The organism is Campylobacter sp. 2014D-0259, from assembly GCF_008000505.1.
In the GTDB taxonomy this organism is placed as follows: domain Bacteria; phylum Campylobacterota; class Campylobacteria; order Campylobacterales; family Campylobacteraceae; genus Campylobacter_D; species Campylobacter_D jejuni.
Window position 1 is genome coordinate 18591 of the sequence record NZ_VOAQ01000016.1, and the last position, 24643, is coordinate 43233.

The 24643-nt window shown below is 30.1% G+C and carries 24 protein-coding genes; 17 read left to right on the top strand and 7 right to left on the bottom strand.

Translation table 11 applies throughout. From position 1 onward, the window contains the following. Positions 1-2: 2 nt before the first annotated feature. Together SR63_RS03250 and SR63_RS03255 are read right to left on the bottom strand one after the other, a co-directional pair. Entirely contained in the window at positions 3-2615 is a 2613-nt protein-coding gene (locus SR63_RS03250) for a valine--tRNA ligase (RefSeq protein WP_004304140.1), read from the bottom strand. Positions 2616-2637: 22 nt separating this feature from the next. Further along, entirely contained in the window at positions 2638-3657 is a 1020-nt protein-coding gene (locus SR63_RS03255) for a hypothetical protein (protein WP_002866905.1), read from the bottom strand. Between the two features lie 128 nt (positions 3658-3785). Here SR63_RS03255 and SR63_RS03260 point away from each other — a divergent pair, with 128 nt between their 5' ends. The 14 genes from SR63_RS03260 (at position 3786) to purU (ending at position 16488) form a co-directional block, all read left to right on the top strand. Further along, positions 3786-5816 carry an ATP-dependent helicase gene (locus SR63_RS03260; RefSeq protein ID WP_002866906.1) on the top strand — a complete coding sequence of 677 codons (2031 nt, stop codon included), beginning with the start codon at positions 3786-3788 and terminating at the stop codon, positions 5814-5816. Between the two features lie 48 nt (positions 5817-5864). Next, positions 5865-6605: an AcfC family adhesin PEB2 gene (peb2, locus tag SR63_RS03265; RefSeq protein WP_004304145.1), complete on the top strand. Its 741-nt coding sequence runs from the start codon at positions 5865-5867 to the stop codon at positions 6603-6605. 97 nt (positions 6606-6702) lie between these two features. Then, positions 6703-7230 carry a thiol peroxidase gene (gene tpx / locus SR63_RS03270; protein WP_004304147.1) on the top strand — a complete coding sequence of 176 codons (528 nt, stop codon included), beginning with the start codon at positions 6703-6705 and terminating at the stop codon, positions 7228-7230. 269 nt (positions 7231-7499) lie between these two features. Further along, a complete protein-coding gene (gene napA, locus SR63_RS03275; protein ID WP_147498357.1) occupies positions 7500-10274 on the top strand; it encodes a periplasmic nitrate reductase subunit alpha in 2775 nt (924 codons plus the stop codon). 17 nt (positions 10275-10291) lie between these two features. After that, complete coding sequence (gene napG / locus SR63_RS03280; RefSeq protein ID WP_002866909.1) at positions 10292-11032, top strand: ferredoxin-type protein NapG; 741 nt, start codon at positions 10292-10294, stop codon at positions 11030-11032. Next, entirely contained in the window at positions 11029-11811 is a 783-nt protein-coding gene (gene napH, locus SR63_RS03285) for a quinol dehydrogenase ferredoxin subunit NapH (RefSeq protein WP_072238685.1), read from the top strand. Before napG ends, napH begins: the two co-directional genes overlap by 4 nt. Then, positions 11808-12332 carry a nitrate reductase cytochrome c-type subunit gene (locus SR63_RS03290; RefSeq protein WP_010891887.1) on the top strand — a complete coding sequence of 175 codons (525 nt, stop codon included), beginning with the start codon at positions 11808-11810 and terminating at the stop codon, positions 12330-12332. Before napH ends, SR63_RS03290 begins: the two co-directional genes overlap by 4 nt. Before the next feature lie 4 nt (positions 12333-12336). Further along, the gene (locus tag SR63_RS03295) at positions 12337-13251 is read left to right on the top strand and encodes a WD40 repeat domain-containing protein (RefSeq protein WP_002866911.1); all 915 of its coding nucleotides are present in this window, start codon (positions 12337-12339) and stop codon (positions 13249-13251) included. Next, entirely contained in the window at positions 13244-13582 is a 339-nt protein-coding gene (locus SR63_RS03300) for a chaperone NapD (RefSeq protein ID WP_002866912.1), read from the top strand. The genes SR63_RS03295 and SR63_RS03300 overlap by 8 nt, the downstream gene beginning before the upstream one ends. A gap of 9 nt (positions 13583-13591) precedes the next feature. Beyond that, positions 13592-13765 carry a Sec-independent protein translocase subunit TatA2 gene (gene tatA2 / locus SR63_RS03305; protein WP_002859817.1) on the top strand — a complete coding sequence of 58 codons (174 nt, stop codon included), beginning with the start codon at positions 13592-13594 and terminating at the stop codon, positions 13763-13765. A gap of 78 nt (positions 13766-13843) precedes the next feature. Continuing rightward, entirely contained in the window at positions 13844-14092 is a 249-nt protein-coding gene (locus SR63_RS03310; RefSeq protein WP_002859818.1) for a tetratricopeptide repeat protein, read from the top strand. Then, entirely contained in the window at positions 14089-14580 is a 492-nt protein-coding gene (locus SR63_RS03315; protein WP_002866913.1) for a CiaD-like domain-containing protein, read from the top strand. Before SR63_RS03310 ends, SR63_RS03315 begins: the two co-directional genes overlap by 4 nt. Beyond that, complete coding sequence (locus tag SR63_RS03320) at positions 14549-15667, top strand: CCA tRNA nucleotidyltransferase (protein ID WP_002893128.1); 1119 nt, start codon at positions 14549-14551, stop codon at positions 15665-15667. The genes SR63_RS03315 and SR63_RS03320 overlap by 32 nt, the downstream gene beginning before the upstream one ends. Further along, positions 15664-16488 (top strand): formyltetrahydrofolate deformylase, encoded by an 825-nt coding sequence (gene purU / locus SR63_RS03325; RefSeq protein WP_002866915.1) that lies wholly within the window; start codon positions 15664-15666, stop codon positions 16486-16488. The genes SR63_RS03320 and purU overlap by 4 nt, the downstream gene beginning before the upstream one ends. On the opposite strand, the gene SR63_RS03330 is transcribed toward purU, so the two are convergent. Continuing rightward, positions 16485-17759, bottom strand: coding sequence for an aminotransferase class V-fold PLP-dependent enzyme (locus SR63_RS03330; protein WP_072238684.1), 1275 nt, complete (start codon positions 17757-17759; stop codon positions 16485-16487). The two genes, purU and SR63_RS03330, sit on opposite strands and share 4 nt — an antisense overlap. Positions 17760-17794: 35 nt before the next feature. Here SR63_RS03330 and SR63_RS03335 point away from each other — a divergent pair, with 35 nt between their 5' ends. The 3 genes from SR63_RS03335 to SR63_RS03345 all read left to right on the top strand — a co-directional run bounded on the left by SR63_RS03335 (position 17795) and on the right by SR63_RS03345 (position 21111). Next, positions 17795-18673 carry a DUF234 domain-containing protein gene (locus SR63_RS03335; protein ID WP_147498358.1) on the top strand — a complete coding sequence of 293 codons (879 nt, stop codon included), beginning with the start codon at positions 17795-17797 and terminating at the stop codon, positions 18671-18673. A 3-nt stretch (positions 18674-18676) separates the two neighbouring features. Then, the gene (gene flgS, locus SR63_RS03340; protein WP_002881726.1) at positions 18677-19696 is read left to right on the top strand and encodes a fla regulon two-component system sensor histidine kinase FlgS; all 1020 of its coding nucleotides are present in this window, start codon (positions 18677-18679) and stop codon (positions 19694-19696) included. 98 nt (positions 19697-19794) lie between these two features. Beyond that, a complete protein-coding gene (locus SR63_RS03345; RefSeq protein ID WP_038402108.1) occupies positions 19795-21111 on the top strand; it encodes a Cj0814 family flagellar-dependent secreted protein in 1317 nt (438 codons plus the stop codon). Positions 21112-21169: 58 nt separating this feature from the next. On the opposite strand, the gene SR63_RS03350 is transcribed toward SR63_RS03345, so the two are convergent. From SR63_RS03350 to SR63_RS03365, 4 genes are read right to left on the bottom strand one after another with little or no spacing between them, the layout of a single operon-like run. Continuing rightward, on the bottom strand, positions 21170-22597 hold the full coding sequence (locus tag SR63_RS03350) for a Mur ligase family protein (protein WP_002866924.1): 1428 nt from the start codon (positions 22595-22597) through the stop codon (positions 21170-21172). Continuing rightward, the gene (locus tag SR63_RS03355) at positions 22598-23317 is read right to left on the bottom strand and encodes an alpha/beta fold hydrolase (protein WP_147498359.1); all 720 of its coding nucleotides are present in this window, start codon (positions 23315-23317) and stop codon (positions 22598-22600) included. It abuts the gene before it with no gap. A 1-nt stretch (position 23318) separates the two neighbouring features. After that, on the bottom strand, positions 23319-23534 hold the full coding sequence (locus SR63_RS03360; RefSeq protein ID WP_002852622.1) for a type II toxin-antitoxin system Phd/YefM family antitoxin: 216 nt from the start codon (positions 23532-23534) through the stop codon (positions 23319-23321). Between the two features lie 59 nt (positions 23535-23593). Continuing rightward, positions 23594-24634 (bottom strand): D-alanine--D-alanine ligase, encoded by a 1041-nt coding sequence (locus SR63_RS03365; RefSeq protein WP_002866926.1) that lies wholly within the window; start codon positions 24632-24634, stop codon positions 23594-23596. Positions 24635-24643 lie beyond the last annotated feature (9 nt).

Sequence of the window (24643 nt, forward strand, 5' to 3'; positions counted from 1 at the left end):
TTTTAACCTCTTAGATTTTGAAGTTCAACTGATATTTTTTCAAGTTGAATTTTTAAATTTTCTAGAGCTTCTTTATTTTGCTCAACCACCTCTTTAGGTGCGTTAGCGATGAATTTTTCATTTGAAAGCATGGAGTTAAGCTTGAAACTTTCTTTTTCAAGCTTATTTTTTTGATTTTCAAGTCTTGTTAAAATACCACTTAAATCAACATTTTCAAGCGTAATAAAAATTTCTAAATTCTCGCTAACATCACATATTGCCTTTGGTAATTTTTCTTCACTAAATTCTATTTGCTCGCACTTTGCGAGCATCATGATAAAATTCATATAAGCTTTGATTTCATCTTTGATTTTTTTATCGTTAAATTTGATATAAGCTTTTTCTATTTTAGAATTTCCAAGATCGATTAAACTTTTAGCACGGCGGATACCAACTATGCTTTCTATGAGCAAAGAAAAGATTTTTTCTATATTTTTATCTTGTTCTTTAAATTTTGGATATTTGCTTATCATAATAGAAGGGCTTGTTTTAAGTTCTGTATCGCTTAGTTTGTGGTATAAATACTCGCTGATAAAAGGCATGAAAGGATTTAAAAGTTTTAAAGCTTCTTTGAAAATACTACCAAGTTCTTTAACGCTTGATTTTTCGGCTTTGCTAAGCTCTATACCCCAATCGCAAAAATCATCCCAAAAGAATTTATATAGAGTATTAGCTGCATCATTAAAGCGATAATTGTCTAAATTTTCTCTTACATCCTTAACACAAGTTTGAAATTTGGCATAGATATATTTTGCTAATTCTGAATGAAGTGTGATATTTTCCAAATCTTCAAATTTACTTTCATTTAAAAGCAGATAATTTGTAGCATTATAAATTTTATTTGTAAAATTTCTAACTTGTAAAAGTTTATCATTGCTAAGTTTAATATCTCGTCCTTGTATAGCAAGAAGTGCTAAAGTAAAGCGTAAAATATCAGCACTATATTCTTTAATACTTTCATTTGGATCGATGACATTTCCAAGACTTTTACTCATTTTTCTACCTTGCTCATCTTTCACAAGAGCATGTAAATAAATATCTTTAAAAGGCAGTTGATGTAAAGCATTAGTGCTTTGAAACATCATTCTAGCCACCCAGAAAAATAAAATATCAAAACCTGTAATGAGTAAAGAATTGGGATAAAAATCTTCTAAATCATTTTCAGACCAAATTTTATCTTTGCCCCAATTTTCATTTCCCCAGCCTAGAGTACTCATAGCCCAAAGTCCTGAAGAAAACCAAGTATCAAGTACATCTTCATCTTGTTTGAAATTTTGACTTTGACATTTTGGACAAGTTTTAGGCGTATGTTGGCTTGCCCATTCATGAGAGCATTCGCAATAATACACAGGAATTTGATGCCCCCACCAAAGTTGTCTTGAAATACACCAATCTCTTAAATCTTTCATCCAAGCATTAAAGCTATTTATCCAGTGATTTGGGTAAAATTTACTTTCGCCAAGTGCAACTTTTTCTATACTTTCTTGGGCGATTTCTTTTTTTACAAACCATTGCTTGGAGATATAAGGTTCAACTATATTGTTGCAACGATAACAATATCCTATTTGATTGTTATGCTCTTCTATTTTTTCTATAAAGCCAAGACTTTCAAGTTTGGCTACGATTTTTTCTCTTGCTTCTAAGCGTTCTAAACCTTGAAACTCTAAACAATGCTCGTTTAAAATTCCTTTTTCATTAAAAACACTTATAAAATCTAAATTATGTCTAAGTCCTACTTCATAATCGTTCATGTCATGAGCGGGAGTAACTTTTACAACTCCTGTTCCAAATTCTTTTTCTACATGTTCATCGGCTATGATTTTAATGGCTTTTTTGCTTATAGGCAAAATCACTTCTTTACCCACAAATTTAGTATAGCGTTCATCATCAGGATGTACCATAACTGCAGTATCGCCAAAAAAAGTTTCAGGACGCGTTGTGGCTACTACTAAAAATTCATCGCTATCTTTTAAAAAGTATTTAATATGATAAAGTTTTCCTTTGTTTTCTTTGTATTCAACTTCTATATCACTTAAAGCGCCATCGTGAGTACACCAATTGATCATATAGTTTCCGCGTACAATAAGTCTTTTATCATAAAGTTCTACAAAGGCTTTTTTTACGGCATTAACCAAACCTTCATCCATAGTAAAACGCAAGCGACTCCATGCAGGAGTGATGCCTAGTGTTCTCATTTGGTCTAAAATTTTTCCACCGCTTTGCTCTTTCCACTCCCATACTTTTTCTATAAATTTTTCTCTACCTAGTTCTTCTTTTTTAATGCCTTGAGCAAGGAGTTGTTTTTCTACAACATTTTGAGTGGCAATACCTGCGTGATCAAGTCCTGGTTGATAAAGAACCTTATAACCGTCCATTCTTTTATAACGCGTCATAATGTCTTGTAGAGTGAAGGTTAAAGCATGTCCTATGTGTAAAACTCCAGTGACATTAGGAGGAGGCATCATAATGCAGAAATTTTTATCTTTTTCTTGTATGGTTTTATTGCCATCGATTTCAAAATATCCGCGTTCTTCGCAAATTTGATAATACTCTTTTTCTAAATTTTTATCATACATTATTTGCCTTTATTGTTTTAGCTTATTTAATAGAGCTAATTTCTATAATTTCACAAAACGGGAAGAAATATTGTGCTGTATTAAGTCCAGTTTTCAAACTTTTGATATGTTTAGAAAAATCACTTCCTTTGCCGTCTTTTTTAATTTGAAGTTTAAGTCTTTCTAAAATTTCTTCACGTGCTACATGTTCATTTAATTCTTTTGGATTGTTTAAATATGGGCTTAATCTATCTAAACTAATATATTTATAAGCTTTTTTCATATCTGAAAAGATAATTTCTTTGTTATAGATAGTTAATTTCATTTCCCCTTTTGGTAGCATTTTAACAAAAATACTTAGATAATAATCTTTTGCATTATCTTGTATAACGCTTAGCATATCTTTTAACAGATTGATTCTGTATTGGCTTAAAAATTTTCCATCTAAAATGTAAACTTTCATATTTTCTGTGCTAAGCTCAGGTTCTAAACGACTGTTTTTTCCTATGCTTAGATATTCTCTAGCGGTATTTAGATATTTATTTTTGTTTGATTTGTTTGATTGAAGTTCTTTTTTTACAGCTCTTTCTCTTTCTAAGATCTTTTGTTGTTTGCTGATTTCTTTTTTAAGAGCTTCTATTTTGGCTTGTTTATTTTCTTGTTTTAATTTTTCTTTATCCGTATCTAAAATTTGCTTATTTTCATTTGTATTAATATTATTACTTGTATTGGTGTCATTATTTAAGCTTTGATTGTTTTCGCTTATTGATGTATTAAATGTATCGTTATTTAAGCTTTGATTTTCATCTAATAGGTTTGTTTCTTGCTTTTGGATGGTATTGTTATTAATATTTATATCTGATGAACTATTGTTGGTTTGGATCGAAGGTGAATAGGAATTATCGTAGTTATTGGTATACGATTTTTGTTCGGTGTAAGTGTTGGTATTTAAGGTGTAATTCTTTGGTTTTGAATATTCAAAAAGATAATAATATGTTCCACCTAATATCACAATAACAGCAATTAATATGCTAACAATAATAGAAAAAATTTTCAAATTCATTTGCTATCCCTTAAAAACAGAAAGTTAAATAATTTTAGCATTGTACTATAATCTAATATAAAGTAATTTTAAATTTTTATATTTTTAAGTAATTTTTTTTTATAATTTTAACTTTTATAAGGAAAATAATGCCACTTTCAAAATTAAATAATGAACAATATCTTGCCGCTACTGCTGATTTTGGACGCAATCTTGTTATTGCAAGTGCAGGGACGGGAAAAACTTCTACTATTGTTGCAAGAATTTCTTATCTTTTAAGCAAGGGAGTGGCACCTCAAAAAATTATGCTTTTGACTTTCACAAATAAAGCTAGTAAAGAAATGATAGGGCGTTTAGGGAAATTTTTTGATAAAAATATTACCAGTAAAATACTTGCAGGAACTTTTCATAGTACGGCTTATACCTTACTTAGAAATGCGGATAAAAATATAGCCTTAAAGCAAGCAAGCGAGTTAAAAACTCTACTTAAAAGTGTCTATGAAAAAAGAACTTTTAGGCATTTAAGTGATATAAAACCTTATCAATCAAGTTATTTATATGATCTTTATTCTTTGTTTCAAAACAAAGCACACAATCAAGATTTTTATACTTGGTTTTGTCAAAACTACGAAGATCAAAGTATTTATGCTGAAATTTATGAAGATATTTTAAAAGAATATGATAATGAAAAAAAGCGTTTTAATTATGTAGATTTTAATGACTTACTTATCAATCTAAAAGAGCTTTTAAAAGAAGAAAAATATGAATTTGATGAAATTTTAGTAGATGAATATCAAGACACAAACACTTTGCAAAGTTCCTTAATAGAGGCTTTTCATAGTAAAAGTTTGTTTTGTGTAGGGGATTATGATCAAAGTATTTATGCTTTTAATGGAGCGGATATTAATATCATAGGTGGGTTTAAAGATCGTTTTAAAGATGCAAAAATTTTTTCTTTAAATAAAAACTACCGTTCATCAAGAAGTATTTTAGCTTTGGCTAATAAAGTGATTTTAAATAACGAAAGATTATATCCAAAAGAACTTATTGTTACAAGAAATGATGAGTTTAAAGCCCCATCTTTGCTTACTTTTGAAGAATTATTTGATCAGTATCAAAATATAGCCAAAATGATACTTACAAGCGGAGTAAGTTTGGAAGAAATTGCCGTGATTTTTCGCAACAACTCAAGTGCTGATGGGGTTGAAGTAGCTTTAAGGGAGCAGGGCATTGCAAGTGTGAGAAAGGGAAGTGGAAGTTTTTTTGAAAGTTTAGAAGTTAAAGCTTTTAGCTCTATGCTTGCTCTTGTGGTAAATCCTAAGGATATTATGGCTTTTATTCATTTGGTTCAATACACCAAAGGTGTGGGTGGAGTTTTAGCAAAAGAAATTTTTGACGCACTTTTAAAATTAGGGCATGGAAATTTAATAAAAGGTTTTTTAGATCCTGATAAAAATGTAAATTTGCAAAATCATCAAAAAAGAAATTATCAACTTGGGCTTTTTGCAGATTTGGAAGAATTAGCCAGCGAAACTCGTTTTAAATTTGAGAGTGAATTTGATGCACATCCTATTTTAAGACTTTCAAAAATCAATGATTTGTGCGCTAGAAATTTGGAAAAAATCTATCTTTTTTTAAAAAAAGCTATGGAAATAAAACATTCTTTGACTTTAGTCAATTTAATTTGTGAAAATTCTTTTTATAGAGAAATTTGCGAAGAACTTGCAACCAAAAGAGCGACAAATAAAGCAGGGCAGGTGGATTTATTAAGAAAGAGTGAAAATTTAGAAAAAATAGAAACAAAATTCAATGTTTTAAAAGAGCTTACAAAAAATTATAGCGATATTTACAAGTATTATAATTTTCTAACTTTAGGTGCAAGCGAAATGAGTAGCGGCAAAGGAGTTAATTTGCTTAGCGTGCATGCGAGTAAAGGCTTGGAATTTGATCTTGTTTTTGTGATTGATCTTGCACAAGGTCGCTTTCCTAATCAAAAGCTTATGGGAATGGGTGGAAGCTTAGAAGAAGAAAGAAGACTTTTTTATGTTGCGGTAACTAGGGCAAAAAATATACTTTATTTAAGCTATGCTAAATATGATAAAAACAAAAAAACTTCTTTTGCTCCTTCTCGTTTTCTTATAGAAGCAGGGCTTTGCAAGGGAGAGTTAACTATAGATTGATAAAATTTCCTTTCAAGTAAGTTATATTATTAAAGAAAGGTTTATTTTATGAAAAAAATATTAATTTTAAGTTTAGTAGCAGCAAGTTTTTTAAATGCTGAAATTTTAGTTTATGGTCCAGGTGGTCCTGCTCCTGTGCTAAAAGAGCTTGCTTTAAAATTTGAGGAAAAAACAAAAGAAAAGGTGATTGTAACCGCAGGTCCAACTCCAGCTTGGATAGATAAAGCAAAAGAAAATGCAGATTTGATTTTTTCAGGCAATACTTCAATGATGGATGATTTTGCTAAAAAAATTCCAAGTTTAAGTTTGGAAAATTTAAGCGTTTTAAATGTGCGTCCATCAGGTATTATCGTGCGTCCAAATAATCCAAAAAATATTAAAAATTTTGAAGACATTTTAAAAGATGGCGTAAATGTTATGGTGGTTGATGGTGCAGGACAAGTTGGACTTTATGAAGATATGGCTTTAAAAAGTGCAAAAAGAGAAAATTTGGTAAAATTACGTAAAAATATAAAAATTTATGCTAAAAATTCCAAAGCTGCTGTAGATGAGTGGAATAACAATCCAAATATTGATGCTTTAATCATTTGGTCTCATTGGGCAAAGGCTTTAGGCGATGATAAAGCTTTATTTATCAAAGATAAAAATGCAGTGATTTATCGTGCAGCTGAAATAGCTCCTACAAAAAAAGGTTTAGAAAATAAAAAAGCTTTAGAATTTGTCGATTTTATTAAGAGTAAAGAAGCTCAAAAAGTGTGGAAAAAATATACTTGGAAAGAAGTAAAATAATTTTCAGTGAAATTAAAAATAATTAATATTTATAGGATATAATCACTCCTAAAACATTAATTGCAATAATGTTTAAAATATCAAAAAAGGAAATTAAATGAGTACAGTAAATTTTAAAGGAAATCCTGTAAAACTTAAAGGAAATTCAGTAGAAGTTGGAGCAGATGCTCCTAAGGTAAATCTTAAAGCTAAAGATTTAAGCGTGATTGAAATCGGTGCAGCGGGTAAAACTCAAATCATTTTAAGTGTTCCAAGCTTAGATACACCAGTTTGTGCTACAGAAGCTAGAGAATTTAATAAAAAAGTAGCCAGTTACAATGGTGCTGAAGTGATTGTAGTAAGTATGGACTTACCTTTTGCTATGGGAAGATTTTGCAGTACAGAAGGTATTGAAAATTTAAGTGTTGCAAGTGATTTTGTGGCAAAAGAATTTGGTGAAAAATATGGTGTTTTGGTAAATGAAGGTGCTTTAGAAGGGCTTTTAGCTCGTGCCGTATTTGTGATTAAAGAGGGTAAAGTGGCATATAAAGAACTTGTAAATGAAATCACAGAAATGCCAGATATTGCAAAACTTGATGCATTTTTTGGTGGTTCTAGCTGCTGCGGTGGTTGTGGTTGCCATTAATTTTGATTAAGCCCATTCTTAGGGCTTAATTTTTACATCTTCATTTTTTTATTATTTTAAGTTGATTATATTTTAATTGTTAAGTTGATTATATTTTAATTGTTAAGTTGATTATTTTTAATATTTATTTTGTGTAAGAATAATATAAAAAGGACAATAAAACTCCTATAAAATAGAGCTTTAAAATTATTATTTTTATTAAAATTTCAAGAGATTTTTATACTCCATTTTTTATAATAAGATGATTTTTTTATTTTGGAGGAATAAGGATGAATAGAAGGGATTTTATTAAAAATACCGCTATTGCAAGTGCTGCTAGTGTTGCAGGACTTAGTGTTCCAAGCTCTATGCTTGGTGCACAAGAAGAAGATTGGAAATGGGATAAAGCTGTTTGTAGATTTTGTGGAACTGGCTGTGGAATTATGATAGCCAGAAAAGATGGCAAAATCGTAGCAACAAAAGGTGATCCTGCAGCACCCGTAAATCGCGGACTTAATTGTATCAAAGGTTATTTTAATGCTAAGATCATGTATGGTGAAGATCGTCTTGTTATGCCTTTACTTCGCATGAATGAAAAAGGCGAATTTGATAAAAAAGGCAAATTTCAACAAGTTTCTTGGCAAAGAGCCTTTGATGAAATGGAAAAACAATTTAAAAAAGCCTACAATGAACTCGGCGTTACAGGTATAGGGATTTTTGGTAGTGGGCAATACACCATCCAAGAAGGTTATGCTGCTTTAAAACTTGCAAAAGCGGGCTTTAGAACAAATAATATCGATCCAAATGCAAGACATTGTATGGCCTCTGCAGTGGTTGGTTTTATGCAAACTTTTGGTGTAGATGAACCATCAGGCTGTTATGATGATATAGAACTTACAGATACTATCATCACTTGGGGAGCTAATATGGCTGAAATGCACCCAATCCTTTGGTCAAGAGTAAGTGATAGAAAACTAAGTAATCTTGATAAAGTCAAAGTTGTTAATCTAAGCACTTTTTCTAACCGTACTTCAAATATTGCTGATATTGAAATTATTTTTAAACCAAATACAGATTTGGCTATTTGGAACTACATAGCAAGAGAGATTGTTTATAATCATCCAGAGGCTATGGATATGAAATTTATCAAAGATCACTGCGTATTTGCAACTGGTTATGCTGATATTGGTTATGGTATGAGAAATAATCCAAATCATCCAAAATTTAAAGAAAGTGAAAAAGATACAGTTGAAAAAGAAAATGTAATCACTTTAGACGATGAAGAGGCTACTTCTTTATCTTATCTTGGCGTTAAAGCGGGTGATAAATTTGAAATGAAACATCAAGGTGTGGCTGATAAAAACTGGGAAATTTCTTTTGAAGAATTTAAAAAAGGTTTAGCCCCTTATACTTTGGAATACACTGCAAAAGTAGCCAAAGGCGATGATAATGAATCTTTGGAAGATTTTAAGAAAAAACTTCAAGAATTAGCTAATCTTTACATAGAAAAAAATCGCAAAGTCGTAAGTTTTTGGACTATGGGCTTTAATCAACACACAAGAGGTTCTTGGGTAAATGAACAAGCTTATATGGTGCATTTTTTACTAGGAAAGCAAGCTAAACCAGGTAGTGGAGCCTTTTCTTTAACAGGACAGCCAAGTGCCTGTGGAACAGCTAGAGAAGTAGGAACTTTCTCGCATCGTTTGCCTGCAGATATGGTTGTAGCCAATCCAAAACACAGAGAAATTTCTGAAAAAATTTGGAAAGTTCCTGCAAAGACCATCAACCCAAAACCAGGCTCTCCTTATCTTAATATCATGAGAGATTTAGAAGATGGAAAAATTAAATTTGCATGGGTGCAAGTGAATAATCCATGGCAAAACACTGCAAATGCAAATCACTGGATCGCAGCAGCAAGAGAAATGGATAATTTTATTGTTGTAAGTGATTGTTATCCTGGAATTTCAGCAAAAATAGCTGATCTTATTTTACCAAGTGCTATGATTTATGAAAAATGGGGTGCTTATGGTAATGCTGAAAGAAGAACTCAACATTGGAAACAACAAGTTTTACCTGTAGGTGCTGCCATGAGTGATACTTGGCAAATTTTAGAATTTGCAAAACGCTTTAAGCTTAAAGAAGTTTGGAAAGAGCAAAAAGTGGATAATAAGCTTACCTTGCCAAGTGTTTTAGAAGAGGCAAAAGCTATGGGTTATAGCGAAGATGATACACTTTTTGATGTGCTATTTGCCAATAAAGAAGCAAAAAGCTTTAATCCAAACGATACTATCGCAAAAGGCTTTGATAATACTGATGTTAAAGGTGATGAGAGAAAAATTCAAGGCAGTGATGGAAAAGAATTTGCAGGTTATGGCTTTTTCGTTCAAAAATACCTTTGGGAAGAATATCGTAAATTTGGCTTAGGACACGGACATGATTTAGCGGATTTCGATACCTATCATAAAGTAAGGGGTTTAAGATGGCCTGTGGTTAATGGCAAGGAAACACAATGGAGATTTAATACTAAATTTGATTATTATGCTAAAAAAGCGGCTCCAAATTCAGATTTTGCTTTTTATGGTGATTTTAACAAAATGCTTACAAATGGGGATTTAATAGCTCCTAAAGATGAAAAAGAGCACAGTATTAAAAATAAGGCTAAAATTTTCTTTAGGCCATTTATGAAAGCACCTGAAAGACCAAGTAAAGAGTATCCATTCTGGCTTGCAACAGGAAGGGTTTTAGAGCATTGGCATAGTGGAACTATGACTATGCGTGTGCCTGAGCTTTACCGTGCTGTGCCTGAAGCACTTTGCTATATGAGTGAGAAAGATGGAGAGAAATTAGGCTTAAATCAAGGTGATTTAGTTTGGGTGGAATCTCGTCGTGGTAAAGTAAAAGCAAGAGTAGATATGCGTGGAAGAAACAAACCGCCTGTAGGACTTGTATATGTGCCGTGGTTTGATGAGAATGTATATATCAATAAAGTTACTTTGGATGCGACTTGTCCGCTTTCAAAACAAACTGACTTTAAAAAATGTGCTGTAAAAATTTATAAGGCTTGATTTAGGGTTTTGATTAAATGAAAGGTAGAAGAGAATTTTTCGTTAGTGCCTTTAAGGCTGCATGTTTATGTACAGGAGGTGGATTTTTGGCTAATTTGGCTTTAAAAGCCGATGATAATTATGCCTTGCGTCCTCCTGGGGCTGAAGATGAAGCTAGATTTTTAAGCAAATGTATTCGTTGTGGGCTTTGTGTAAAAGCCTGTCCTTATGATACTTTAAAGCTTGCTAGCTTGTTAGATAGTCCAAAAAATGGTACACCTTTTTTTAAGGCAAGAGAAATTCCTTGTTATCTTTGTAAGGATATTCCTTGCATTAGAGAATGTCCAACTGATGCTTTAGATAAAAAGCATTTAGAACAGGGTATAGAATCTTTGAAAATGGGTATTGCTATTGTTGATAGTGCTTCTTGTGTGGCACACTGGGGAATTCAATGTGATGCTTGTTATAGAGCTTGTCCTTTGATAGATAGGGCTTTAAAACTTGAGCTTAAACGCAATGAACGCACCGCCAAGCACGCTTTTTTACTACCTAGTGTGGATCATGAAGTGTGTGTAGGTTGTGGGCTTTGTGAACTTGCTTGTATTACTGAAAAACCAGCCATTCGTGTTTTGCCAAGGGAGTATGTATTGGGAAAAGCAGGATCTCATTATGTAAAAGGCTGGGATGAAAAAGATGAAGGACGTATAAAAAATGCAGATACTTCAAAACATTTTGATGCTAAAAAAGCAACCAATTATTTAAATGATGGAGAACTGTGATGAAGTATTTAATTGCTAGACGCATCGTTCAGCTTGGAATTTTAGCGCTTTTTAGTTTTAAAGCTACAGATTTTATCCTGCAGGGAAATTTAAGTTCTTCTAGATTTTTTAATACCATACCTTTAAGCGATCCTTTTGCGGTTTTGCAAATCATTTTAGCAAGCTGGAGTATAGATTTAATGGCTTTAATAGGAGCTTTGATTATATTTTTTATCTATGGTTTGCTTTTAGGAAGGGTTTTTTGCTCTTGGGTTTGTCCTGTTAATTTAATCACAGATTTTGCTGCTTTTGTGCGAAATAAATTAACCCTTAATAATAAATTTTTAATTTTACCTAAAAATTTACGCTATTTTGTGTTGGTCTTGGTTTTAGTCCTTTCTTTTGTATTTTCATTGCCTGTGTTTGAAAGTTTTTCTTATATAGGAATGATACATAGAGGGATTATTTTTGCTACAAGTTCTTGGATTTTTGTAGCCTTTATACTTTTTTGTATCGATACTTTTTTAAGCCCTAGGGCAATTTGTTCACATTTTTGTCCACTAGGAGCTTTTTATGCTTTTATTTCTCGTTTTGCTTTGCTTAAAATAAAGCATGATAGTGATAAATGCACTAAATGTTATGAATGTATCCGTATTTGTCCTGAAAAACAGGTTTTGTGGATGGTTGGAAAAGAAAGTACTAGCGTGAAATCAGGAGAGTGTATAAGGTGTGCAAGATGTATAGAAGTTTGTAATGATGATGCTTTGAATTTTAATATTTTTGATTTAAGGAATAAATGATGAAGAAGAAATTGGTTTTATTAGGAAGTGCTGCAGTGGTATTTTTTGCCGCTTGTGCAATGAATAGTGGGGTAAGTTCGGAACAAATTGGACTTAGAAAAGCAAGTTTAGAAAATGAAAATAAAGTAAATTTAGTGGAAGCAAATTTCACAACTTTACAACCTGGGGAATCTACTCGTTTTGAGCGTTCTTATGAAAATGCACCACCATTAATTCCGCATGCTATTGAAGATTTGTTACCTATAACTAAAGATAACAATATGTGCTTAAGCTGCCATGATAAGGCTATAGCAGCAGATGCTGGTGCAACTCCACTTCCTGCTAGTCATTATTATGATTTTAGACACAATAAAACCACAGGAGATATGATTAGCGATAGTCGTTTTAATTGTACTCAGTGTCATGTTCCACAAAGCGATGCAAAACCTTTAGTGGGAAATAGCTTTAAACCTGAATTTAAAAATGAACAATTAAAAAGTCGTTCAAATTTAATTGATGTGATTAATGAGGGTGTAAAGTAAATAAATGAAAAAATTTCTTTTTATTTTGAGTCTTTTTTGTGTTTTGTCTTATGCTTATGAGCTGAAATTAAATGCCAATATAACAGCTTTAAAGCTTGATAAGCAAAACTTATATATAGGCACTGATAAAGGTGAAATTTTACAATATAACATTAAAGATAAAAGTTTAAAAGAACTTTTATCTTTGCCAAAGATTAAAAATTATTATGGTGATGATTTTGCTAAAATTTACAACATTGATGTTTTTAAACATACACTTTTAATACTTAGCGAGGGTGATTTTGGTGCTAAAAATTTAAGTTTTTATAAGGAAAATTTACAAATCAAAAAGCTCGAAGAAAATAGCATAATAAAAGCATTTTTTATCAATGAAAATACTTATCTTTTGATTTCTATTGGTTCTGAAATAGAATTGATTGATAAAAGTTTAAAAAATATAAAAAAATTTAATTTTTCCCATTCTAGTCTTAATGATGCAGTTTTAAATGAAGATAAGAGTAGACTAGTTGCAGGTTTTGAGAGTGGCGAAGTAGAACTTTTTGATTTGAAAAATTGGAAGATGTTAAAAAACTATGATAAAATGCATAAAGATAATATCTATCAAGTAGATTTTAAAAATAATGTTATTTTAAGTTGTGGAACGGATAGGCGTATAGGAGTTGTAAAAAATGAAGAGCAAAATTTTTTACAAAAAGATTTTTTGATATATACTTGCGCTTTAAGTCCTAATGGAGAATTGGCTGTTTATAGCGATAATGAAGCTGGAGTTAGTGAAGTTTTTAGTACAAGTGATTTTAAGCCTGTTAAAACTTTTAATAATGAAAATTTGATGAGTGAGTTTATTATTTTTTTAAACAATAAAGATTTTATCATTTCAGGCTTTGGTGATAGTATAATGTTTAGGAGTATTGATGAATAATCTTTCTAGTGTTCTGATTTTAGTAAAAGAAGAATATATAAATGATTTAAAAAAGGCTATATCTGAAATTCCTTTTTGTTCTGTAGAACTTTGTGAAAATGAAAAGATTATAGTTGTGATTGAAAGTGAAAATTTAGAAGATGAGTTAAACTCTTATAAAATGCTTGAGAAATTGCCAAATATTATCAGTATTAATATGGTTTTTTCTTATCAAGATTTAAATGATGATATCCAAAAAGCAATCAATAGTGGCGCAATAGAAACGATAGAAAAAAATGAAAATGCTGAGAATATTCGCTACTATGGTAGTGTGTTTAATCAATTTTCTTAAAGTGTAAAGATGGTATTTTTAATCCCATTGCTTATTATAATTGGTGTTATTTTTGGAATTGATTATGTGTATTTTAAAAATCAAGATTTAAAAGCGCAAGTTAAAAAAGAACAAAAAGAATTAAATTCTAGCTTAGAGAAAGAAAAAAAAGAATATATAGAAAAATTGTTTAAAACAAAATAGACATTAAAAAACATCTTATTTTCTTAAAGATAAATTAAAAAGCTTTTTGCTAGAATTAAAGAAAAATTTTAGGAAACAGTGATGAAAAATACAGTCACTGAAGCTTCTATCTATGAGGCTCAAGGGTTAAAAGACGAAGCTTTAGAAATTTATAAAAATATCTTAAAAGAAGATCCAGATAACCAAAACGCTATCGATGCGGTTCGTCGTCTTAGTGGTTTTAGATCCAAGCATAAAGATTTAAACACTCAAATGTTGGATTTTTTTATTAATATGAAAAGCGATGAAGAAATTAATGAATTTAAAAGGTGGTTGATAAAAATATGAATTTGGAAGATTTAGCTAAAAAAACCATTAGCGAAGTTAGCTCTATCATGGAAGAGCAAAGAAGACAAAATGAAATTTTAAAAGAACAAGAATTAAATAGAAAAACTGAAATAAAAGATGAATTACCGCCTATGGAGTTTGTATGCGAAGAGCTCGATACTCCGCAAGACTTAGAAGATAAAATTTCTATGGCAAAATTTGAAGAAGAGCAAAAAATACAAAATAATATTGAAATTTCTACTCAGGAAAATAAAGAGTTTAAAAAAGAAGAGCCTTTTTTACAAAGTGAAATTTTAAATCCTAGTGTTATAACAGAGGTTCAAACGCTTAATGAGGATATTTTTTTAAAACATCTTAGAGAGAGAATTTTAGTTCTTTTTGAAGGTTTAAATAGTATAAAAAAAGATGATCTTGAAAATAGGTTAAACTTGACCATAAATTTTTTAGAGTTTTTACTTGCAAATATCGAAGATAAGCTTAAAAAATAATTCCGATTTACAGTTTATTGCTGAGTTTTTAAAGCCTTATACCAAACGAGCGTATTTGGTTGGAGGTAGTGTTAGGGATTTGTTTTTAGGTTTAAAAATTTGTGACTATGATATAGAGCTTTATGATATAAAACTTAAAGATTTTGAAAAGATTATGCAAAAATTGGGCGCACAAGGCTTTGGAAAAAGTTTTTTTGTGTATAAGTTTAAAAATTATGATTTAGCTCTTGCTAGAACCGAAAACAAAATAAGCTATGGACATAAAGGTTTTGAAGTTCAAATTTGCAATGATGAAAAACTTGGCGCCAAAAGACGCGATTTTACCATAAATTCTATGATGATTAATCTTTTTAACGATGAGTTTTTAGATTTTTACGGAGGATTAAAAGATCTAGGAGCAGGCTTTTTAAGGCATATTGACAAACAAAGCTTTCAAGAGGATAGTTTAAGGGTATTAAGAGCAGTAGTATTTGCCTCAAGGTTTAACTTTAAGATAACTAGTGAAAGCTTGAAATTGATGCAAAGTATGGATATAACTGATCTTAGTAAAGATAGGATCAATGCGGAGCTTTATAAATTCTTTAAAAGTCCTAGACTTGATGTCGGCTATAGATATTTACAAGAACTTGGCTTAGAGAAACAGGTTTTCGGCTTTGAGAGTGTTTTTAAGAGTTTGGAATTTCAAAATTTACTCAGACAAAGTAGAGAATTTGTAAAAAGCGATGCTTTATTCTTGTATTTGTATTTGAATTTTTTTAATTTAGAAAAAGATATATTTTTTAAAAGAACTAAACTTAAAAAAGAATACCTAAAATACGCAAATCAAGCTTTTTATCTTGATGATATAAGTGATTTTGAACTAGCAAAAATTGCTTTTGAAATGCCATTGAAGGAATGGCTTGGACTTTGGAGTAAAAAGCGTATTGAGCAAGCTAAAAGATTAGGGCTTTATGAGAATAAGTTTGAAAGTAAAATTTTAGCAAAAGATTTCATAAATGCTGGATTTTGTGGTAAAATTCTTGGTCTAAAGCTTCAAGAAGCAAGAGAGAATGAATTAAAAGAATATATAAAAGGTTTAGTTAAATGATTTCTGTATTAAAAATTTGCACCAAAGATCAAAAAGGTTTAATTTATAGAATTTCTGATGTTATTTTTAAATATCATATCAATATAGTAAAAAACGATGAATTTGTAGGCGAAGGAATGTTTTTTTTTCGTGCTCTTTTAGAAGGTGAGTTTGATAAAGAAGCTTTTATAGGAACGCTTGAGGCTATGCTTGGACAAGAAGCCTTGATAGAGCTTTGCGAGAAGAGAAAAAAAGATATTGTTGTTTTTGCTACTAAAGAAAGTCATTGTTTGGGAGATTTGCTAATAAAGCATTATAGTAACGAACTTGAAGCAAATATCAAAGCTGTGATTTCAAATCACAACTCTTTAAAGGATTTAGTTGAGAAATTTGAAATTCCTTATCATTTTATCAGCGCTGAAAATTTAGATCGAAAAGAGCAAGAAAATCAGATTTTAAAATGTCTTGAACAATATAAATTTGATTATTTGGTTTTGGCAAAATATATGCGAATTTTATCTCCTGATTTTGTTAGGCATTTTGAAGGTAAGATTATAAATATTCACCATTCTTTCTTACCTGCATTTATAGGAGCAAATCCTTATAAACAAGCCTTTGAAAGAGGGGTTAAAATAATTGGAGCTACGGCACATTTTGTAAATAATAATCTTGATGAAGGTCCTATTATCACTCAAGCTGTTTTACCTGTAAACCATGAATTTACTTGGCAAGATATGCAACAAGCAGGTAGAAATATAGAAAAAGATGTTCTTTCAAAAGCACTTGATTTGGCTTTTGAAGATAGAATTTTTATACATAATAATAAAACTATAATATTTTAATGCGATAATTTTACTATAGTTTTATTTAAAGCATTAAAAAAATAATCAATATCCTCTTTTTCATGTGTATAATGCAAGCTTATTCTTAACCAACCTGGTTTTGTTTTAAGTTTTTGATTGTCTTTTAAGCCTAGCAAATCATGACCATAAGGCCCAGCGCAAGCACATCCAGCGCGTGTTTCTATGTGGTATTTTTTACTAAGTTCGTAAGCGATATCAAAAGGAGAAATTCCTTTGATATTGAAAGCAAAAATAGGCAATCGGGTTTTTAAATTCTTTGCATATAAAATTAAATTAGGTATAGTTTTTAGTTTTTCAAAAAAATAATCTTTTAAAATTTCTTCTTTTTTTTCTATATTTTTAATCCCTATAGAATCTTTGATTTTAAAAGCTAAGCTAGCGCGAATGAGTTGTAAAATTCCAGGTGTTCCTCCTTCTTCTAAAGCTTCTTCATTACAAAGGTAGCATTGTGAAGTGCGAGAAACATAGCCCACAGTTCCACCTGCTGCAAAGCTAGGCTTGTTTCCACAAAGATCTTTTTTGATGGCTAAAAGTCCAGAACCGCCAATACCACCGATTAATTTATGAGAACTTATAAACAACGCATCATAGTATTGACAAGATATGTTTTTATAGGGAATGAAACTAGATGCATCAAAAGCAACTATCCCTTTAAATTTACGAACCATTTCAGAAATGCGTTTGTAATCACTTAATATCCCAGTAACATTTGAAGCTAAAGAAAAGCTAGCGATTATTTTTCTTTTTTTATTTTTTTGTAAAGTTTTTTCTAGAAAATCAAAATCAATTTCTCCATTTTTATCTAAGGGAATTCTAATACATTCACATAAGCCTTCTCGAAATGAAAGTTCATTAGAATGATGCTCATAAGGCCCTACGATAACTAAAGGTAAGGTATTTTTATCGATTTGCGTAAAATATCTTTCTTTTACAAGAGGGGGAATGTAAATGCCGATCAATTCTTGAAATTTTTTAATAGCACTGCTTGATCCTGTTCCGCAAGCTATAAGGGCAAAATTTTCATCTAATGATAAACTTTTTTTTATATCTTTTCTTGCTTGTTCGTAAGTTTGTTGAGTTTTAAAAGAATTTAAAGAGCTATCAGAATGTGTATTTGCATAGGTTGGGAGAATTTTTGAAATTTCTTTTTCTACGCATTTTAGAGCTAAAGCACTTGCTGTGAAGTCAAAATGCAAAATACCTTTTTTTAAGATCAATTCTTTTTTTAAATCTGAAATTTGCAAATACAATCCTTATAAAAATTTGCTAAAATTATACTATAAAAATGCTTTATAAAAGGAAAAATATAAAATTTAAGAACTTTGTAGATTTGCATAAGAATTTGTCTTTAAGCAAGCTTTTTGATTTTTATAGTGTGTTTGAAGGTTTTGAAAAATTAAACATTTTAAATTTTGAAGACGATATATTTACAAATATAGAGCGAATTTTGCTTGATGATTATCTAAAAATTAAAAGTTATTTTGCCTTGGATGAAACAAGTTCTTACGCTCTTACTTTGCTAGCTAAAAACAATCGTAAGCGTTTTTCTATCAATAGAAAAATTCAACATTTTAAAGCTTTATCTACACTTAAATATCTTTTAGAAACAGGTATAATAAAACTTGAGTATAGTAAGGAAGCTAAAAAAATAAAAGATAAAAAACAAAAAATCAAAAAAGAACTAAGATCTTATGTTGTCCAAGATAAGATTATATTTAGCAGCCATTTTACTCGTTTCTTTTTTTATTTTTTAAAGCCCAATGAAAAGCTTATTTTGCAAAATCGTTATAAAGAAGTTTTAGAATGTATTAAGGAAAAATTTGAACTTTATCAAAGTTTTTGTTTTGAACAGCTTTCTAGAGAATTGCTTGAGAAAAAATTCAATATCAATGGAGTGCAAAGTTACTGGGATAAGAATTTAGAACTTGATCTTTATTATCAAGATGAAAATTTGTGTTTTGTCGGAGAGGTTAAATTTAAAAATAAAAAAATTTGTAAAAATATTTTAAATCTTTTAAAATCAAAAGCAAAGTCTTTAAATTTGGCTCCAAATTATTACATTATAATCTCAAAAAATGGTTTTAGCAAGGAATTTGATAAAATATGTGAACAGAATTTGCTTTTACTTGATTTGAATGATTTTAAGATTTTATTAGAGGAATGATAAATGAATGAAAGTATTTTAAAAAGTTTAGACTCAAATGAAAAAGAAACCCTACAAAAAGGCTTAGAAAGTCTTATAGAACAAACTTATGTAATAGAAAATGAATACAAAACTTTAAATGAAAACTATAATTCCTTACGCGCAATGGTTGATGAGATTATAGAGGTGTTGCCTAGTGCACTTTGGATTTTAGATAAAGAAAAAAATATTATTTTACAAAATCAAGAAGCCTTGAAAAATCCAAAATTACTTAGTATCATTAGTCTGGATAAAATTCGTGATGAGCTTGAATTTGAAGGTAGGTTTTATGCGGTAAAAATCATAGCACATAATGAAAAAACTATAGTTTCAGCTATAGATATTAGCGATGAAAAACGCAATGAAAGGCTTGCAAGTATGGGTAGTGTAGCGGCTCATTTGGCACATGAGATAAGAAATCCTATTGGATCTATATCTTTACTTGCTTCAACTCTTTTTGCTCGTAGTGAGCTTAAAAATAAGCATATAGTTCTTGAAATCCAAAAGGCTATTGCTAGAGTAGAGCGTATCGTAAATTCAACTTTACTTTTTACTAAGGGTGTGCACATCAATGCTTTAAATTTTAATCTTTTAGAGTTAAAAGAAGAGTGTGAAAGTGCCATTAACTCTTATAATTTCACTTCTCAAATAGACTTTGAAATATCTTTTTTGGATAAGCAGATTTGTGCTGATAAAGCTCTTCTTGGTTTGGTTTTGCAAAATTTGATTTATAATGCTATTGATGCGATAGAAGAAAGCGAATGTGAAAAGCCTATGATTAAAATTTTAGCAAGTTGTGATAATGAAAAAATATGCATCAGAGTGTATGATAATGGTTGTGAAATAAAAGATGAGAAATTGGTTTTTGAAGCTTTTAAAACAACAAAACTTAAAGGCAATGGGCTTGGCTTGTCTCTTTCTAAAGAAATCATAAACGCTCATAAGGGAGAGTTAAGTTTTCAAAGCGATCCTAAGAATTTTTATTTTACCTTGCCTTTGGTGTGATAAATATTTTCTTTTCACCCCAAAACGGAACAGATTTTGCTTATATTATTTTAATATATTTAGATTGAAGGCAAAAAAATCTAAATCAAGGAATTAATATGAGTATCTTTAGTATCAATGATAACTCAAACTATAATTCTATACTTTCACAAAGTAAAGCCAATAAAGAAAGTAAAGAAAATTCTAAAATAAGTTTTGCTAATGCTTTTTTAAAACAAAATGCTAGTAAGTTAAATGAAATTCAAAGTGCAAATTCACAAACTCTAGCAAGAAGTGAAGTATTAAATTCTACTAATACAACAAATACTAGCAATAACACTAATTTTAGTATAAGTAGTAAGACAAGTTCTCCTAATTATGATATATCTAGTGAATTTAAAAACTCTATTTATACTCTAAAATATAAACAAGCAGATATAAGTAATAATACAGCCTATGGTTATAGTGTAGATAAAGATGGCTATATGGGAAGTGATTTTAACAAAGCTGCAGGATTGCCTGAAGATTTTAAGATACATAAATCTACTTTGGATGAGATAGAGAGAGTGGCTGAATATAATGTTTCTGATATAAGAGAATATCTAGGTGTAGATAAATATTATTCTAATATAGATATGGCTGAAACCATAAAACAATACTACAATCTTTTTTCTAATGCTTTAGGTCAAAGTTTTCCAAGTGATAAAACAAGTTTTAGTGAAGCAGATATAAATTCTATGCCTAGTGGTTATGGTGTAAGTGGAACGCAATGGATGGACTTTAATGATCCAAGCAATAGAATGAATATTACAGGTTTAAAAGATTTTTCAAATTCTTTAATTTCAAATGTTTATAAAACCCATGAACAAGCAAAAGAAGCTGATGATCTTTGGGTTGATTCAGGATATATGATTGATGGATTATTGCCTAAAACTTTAGGTTTATCCTTAGAAGAAATCAAAAATGTTTCTAAAGGTGAAGATTGGCAATTTAAACCTGATATGTCATTTTATCCAAAAAATGAAGATGGAACTTATACTAAAGAAGATTTATTTATGAGTTTTTTAAAAGCTCAAAATGGACAACCCGTTGAGAGTCCAAAAACTACACTTAATCCAAAAGTAGAAGCTTACAATACAGCTATGACTAAGGAGAGTTTTTCAACCACTAGCGTTGATTTGACTGATATCATGACAGGTAAGGTTGATTTTGCAAGTTTATTAAAATATGAACTTGATAGAGGTCGTATAGCTGGAGAGCTTTATATGTATGAAAAGGGTATGTCTCCTAAGCAAGCTTTAGGCAATTGGGCTTTAGACGCTGAGATTAAACAAGCTCTTGCTAATGGCTGGAAAGCAAGTAGTGAAAGTATAAATTCTTATGTTGGATCTATAATGGATAGATTAAATAATCTTATAGGACAAACTAGGGCTTAAAGAAGTATTTGCACGAAGTCAAATTGAAAATGATGACATTTGCAAATACTTATACGAATCACATAAAACTAGGCGCATCGTTTGAAAAGAGTATTAAATCTCCGTTTTTTGTCTCTTTAGCTAGAGTTTGAACTAGCTGGCTTTTTTCTTTAAGTATAATGGTTTTTATTTTTAACTCTTTTTTGAAAATTTCAGCATTGATTTGTGCGCTAATGATAGCAAGATCAAAACACTCATTGATGATTTTAGCAAGTTTTATATTTTCTTCTTCGCTTACTTCCACTATACCAGGACTTACTAAAACTTTGCGTCCTTTATAGCTTTTACAAAGTTCATAGCTTGTGCTCATACCTTTAAAATTTCCATTAAAACCATCATCTATGATAAATTTAGGCTCTCTTGAAAGCACTTGCAAGCGATGTTCTACGGAGTTTATATTTAAAACTTGCTTTTGAATTTTTTCTAGCTTTATACCAAGATAATGAGCACAAAGTATACAAACACAAAGATTTTGCGCGTTAAAATCCCCTAAAATTTGACTTTTAAAATCATAGGATTTATTTTCTATATCGATTTTAAATTCTAAACCTTCAAGACTTGAATGAATAAGACTTAATTTATCATCATAAAGGCTGATGAGTTTATCTTCTTCTTTTTGGGTGCTAGAGTGTAAAAAAGCCTTTTCTAGTCTTTTGGAATTTAAGGCTTCAAGTTTGGTTGAACGGATATTTTCAACACTTTTAAAATACTCTAAATGTGCATTGCCTATCTCTCCTACTATGCTGATGTGAGGTTGTAAAAAACGAGTGATTTCATCAATATCGCCTTTAAGTCTAGCACCTGCTTCAGCTATGTAAATTTGAGTATCTTGGCTTAAATTGGTATTGATATCAGCAACTATACCTAGCAAGGTATTGACAGAGCGTGGTGTTTTGTAGCTTTTAAAGTCATCTTTTAAAAGTTCGTATAGAAAATTTTTAATACTTGTTTTTCCAAAACTTGCGGTAATGAGTATGATTTTTAAATTTTCATTGGCTCTTAATTTGGCTTTGGCTTGTTTTTTATAATATAAATTTGTAAAAAACTCATAAATTTTAAGACTAAATAAAGCAAAAGGAAGGCTAAAAAGATTAAAAAGAAAAGAAAAACGCAAAGCAAGTATAGCAAAAATAGCATTATAAACAAAAACAAAAACAAAAAACCATTTAACCTTACTTGTAAAAACAAGCTTTTTATCTATACCTTTGCTCCAAAAATACAAAATCGGAGTATGGATCAATGCAAAATATGCCAAAGAATATAAAGGAAAAGCTAAGAATAAAAAATAAGGAATAAATAAAAAATACAAATGCCACAAAGGTTTATGATAATGAAAAAACACGCGTTTAAATTTATAAGAATACCATTGTAAAGCACTCATAAGATAAAAAGCTATACAAAAATTAAAAAATAAAGAATTGACAAAATAAAGAGCATTGATAAGCATTTAAATTTCCTTGATTTTTTGAGCTATGAAAGCAGAATGTTTTAAAAAGAAAAAATGATCCCCCTCTAAAGGATAAAAAGTGCTATTTTTTAAAAGTTCATGCATTTTTTCACCACAATACAAAGGCGTAGCTTCATCGCTTTTTCCCCAAAAAATCAAGCTTTTAGCCTTTTGCTTGGCAAAAATTTCACTAAAATCCTCATCAACAACCTTTTTAAAGGTTTCATACATCATAGGACTAAGATTTACTCCATCTTTACTAGCAAAATAGCGATAAAATTTCCCCAAACCAAAGAGTTTTAAAATTTTAAAAATACAGATTTTAAAACGCACTTTTAGGGATTTTTTAGCCAAAATTCCCGCACTTGAAAGTAAGATTAGAGTGTCTTTTTCTTTTGCGAGTAGGGTACTTACTTTTCCACCAAAAGAATGTCCCATGAAAAAACAGACATCGAGTTTTTTTTGTTTTAAAAAAAGTTCTGTGATATTGGCATAATCTTGAGTGTTTAAAATTTCTTCCACGCTTGAATTTCCAAAACCCGCTAAATCCATATAAATTTGACAAAAATCTTTCAAAAAAGGACAAAAACTTTGCTTCATAAGTTCTTTATTGGCTCCCCAGCCGTGTAAGATAAGTATTTGCGGTAAGGAAAGATCACCTAAAATTTCATAAGAAATTTGATAAGTTTTGTTTTTATAAGAAAGTTGAGTTTGAGCCATTTTAAGCCTTTTGATTTTTGTAGATATTTTCTAAAAGTTGCATGGCATTTTGTAAGCGTTCAAATTCTTTCATACTAAGCATTACAGCTTCAAATTTGTTATTTTTTAAAATAACTATTTTTCCACTTTCGCTTTTTTTGAGTTTTTCCATAATGGGGCTAAAATTTCTTACCACTTCGGTGGCAGTGTAAATTTCATCTTGTTTAAAAGAGAGCATTTTTCTTCCTAAAATACGCTAAATTTTATGTATAATTTAGCGTATTTTGACTTAAAAGCTTATAATTTTCCTTTTTGTCCGTTGATGGAGTGAAGGAAGTTGTAATTGATTTTTATCATTTTTTCAAGTGAAATTTGATCAGCTAAAGCGTTTAAAGTGGTATTAAAATCTTTAAAAAGATAATTAGCCAAAGAACCAGGATTTGGGTTGATTTCATTTAAATATACTTCATTATCCAGTATAAAAAAATCGCAGCGTATTAAAGCACCTTTAAACAAAGGATTGTAGATCTTTTTAAAACTGTCTTTGAGTTTTTCTTTTAATTCTTCGCTTAAATCCGCTTCTATAAGTTCATTGTGTCCTGAAAAGCTAAGATATTTTTGTTCAAAGTCTAAAAATTCTTTTTTCTTTGGCTCTTCTATAATGGAAAAAACAAACTCATCATTGATCATACATCCTGCAAGATTGTATTCTTTGATATTGTTTTTAAATTCTTCTACTACAAGATCATTGTCAAATTCAAAACCTACATCTTTGGCGTATTCTAAATCTTTTTCATCTTTTACTATGCTAATACCTATACTACTTCCAAGTCTTGCAGGTTTGATAATACAAGGAAAACTAAGCTTTTCTTTAGAGTTTTGATTTTTTCTTAGCATGGTATAATCAAGTGTTTTTACACCAACGCTTTTGGCATAAAGTTTGGTAAGTTCTTTGTTGAAAGATAATACACTAGCTTCAAGCCTAGGTCCTATAAATTTAATAGAATAAAACTCAAATAAAGCCGCAATTTTTCCATCTTCTCCATCTCTACCATGGATAAGATTGATCACGCATTCGCACTCTAGTTTATTTTCTTTTAAAAAGCCTTTGCTAAAAAAACCTCCTTGTTTGATGAAGAGTTCTTTTTCATTTTTATAAGCTTTGGTGCTAAAAGTTTTAGAATTCATTTTTTCGCTTGGAATGTGATAAAATCTTCTTTCTTCATCGCAAAAAACAAATTCTAAATTTTGATTGATAACTTTTTTAAGTACTACAGCACTTACTATACTGATCTCATGTTCATAAGAATTTCCGCCAAAAAGTATTGCAAATTTCATTTTATTCCT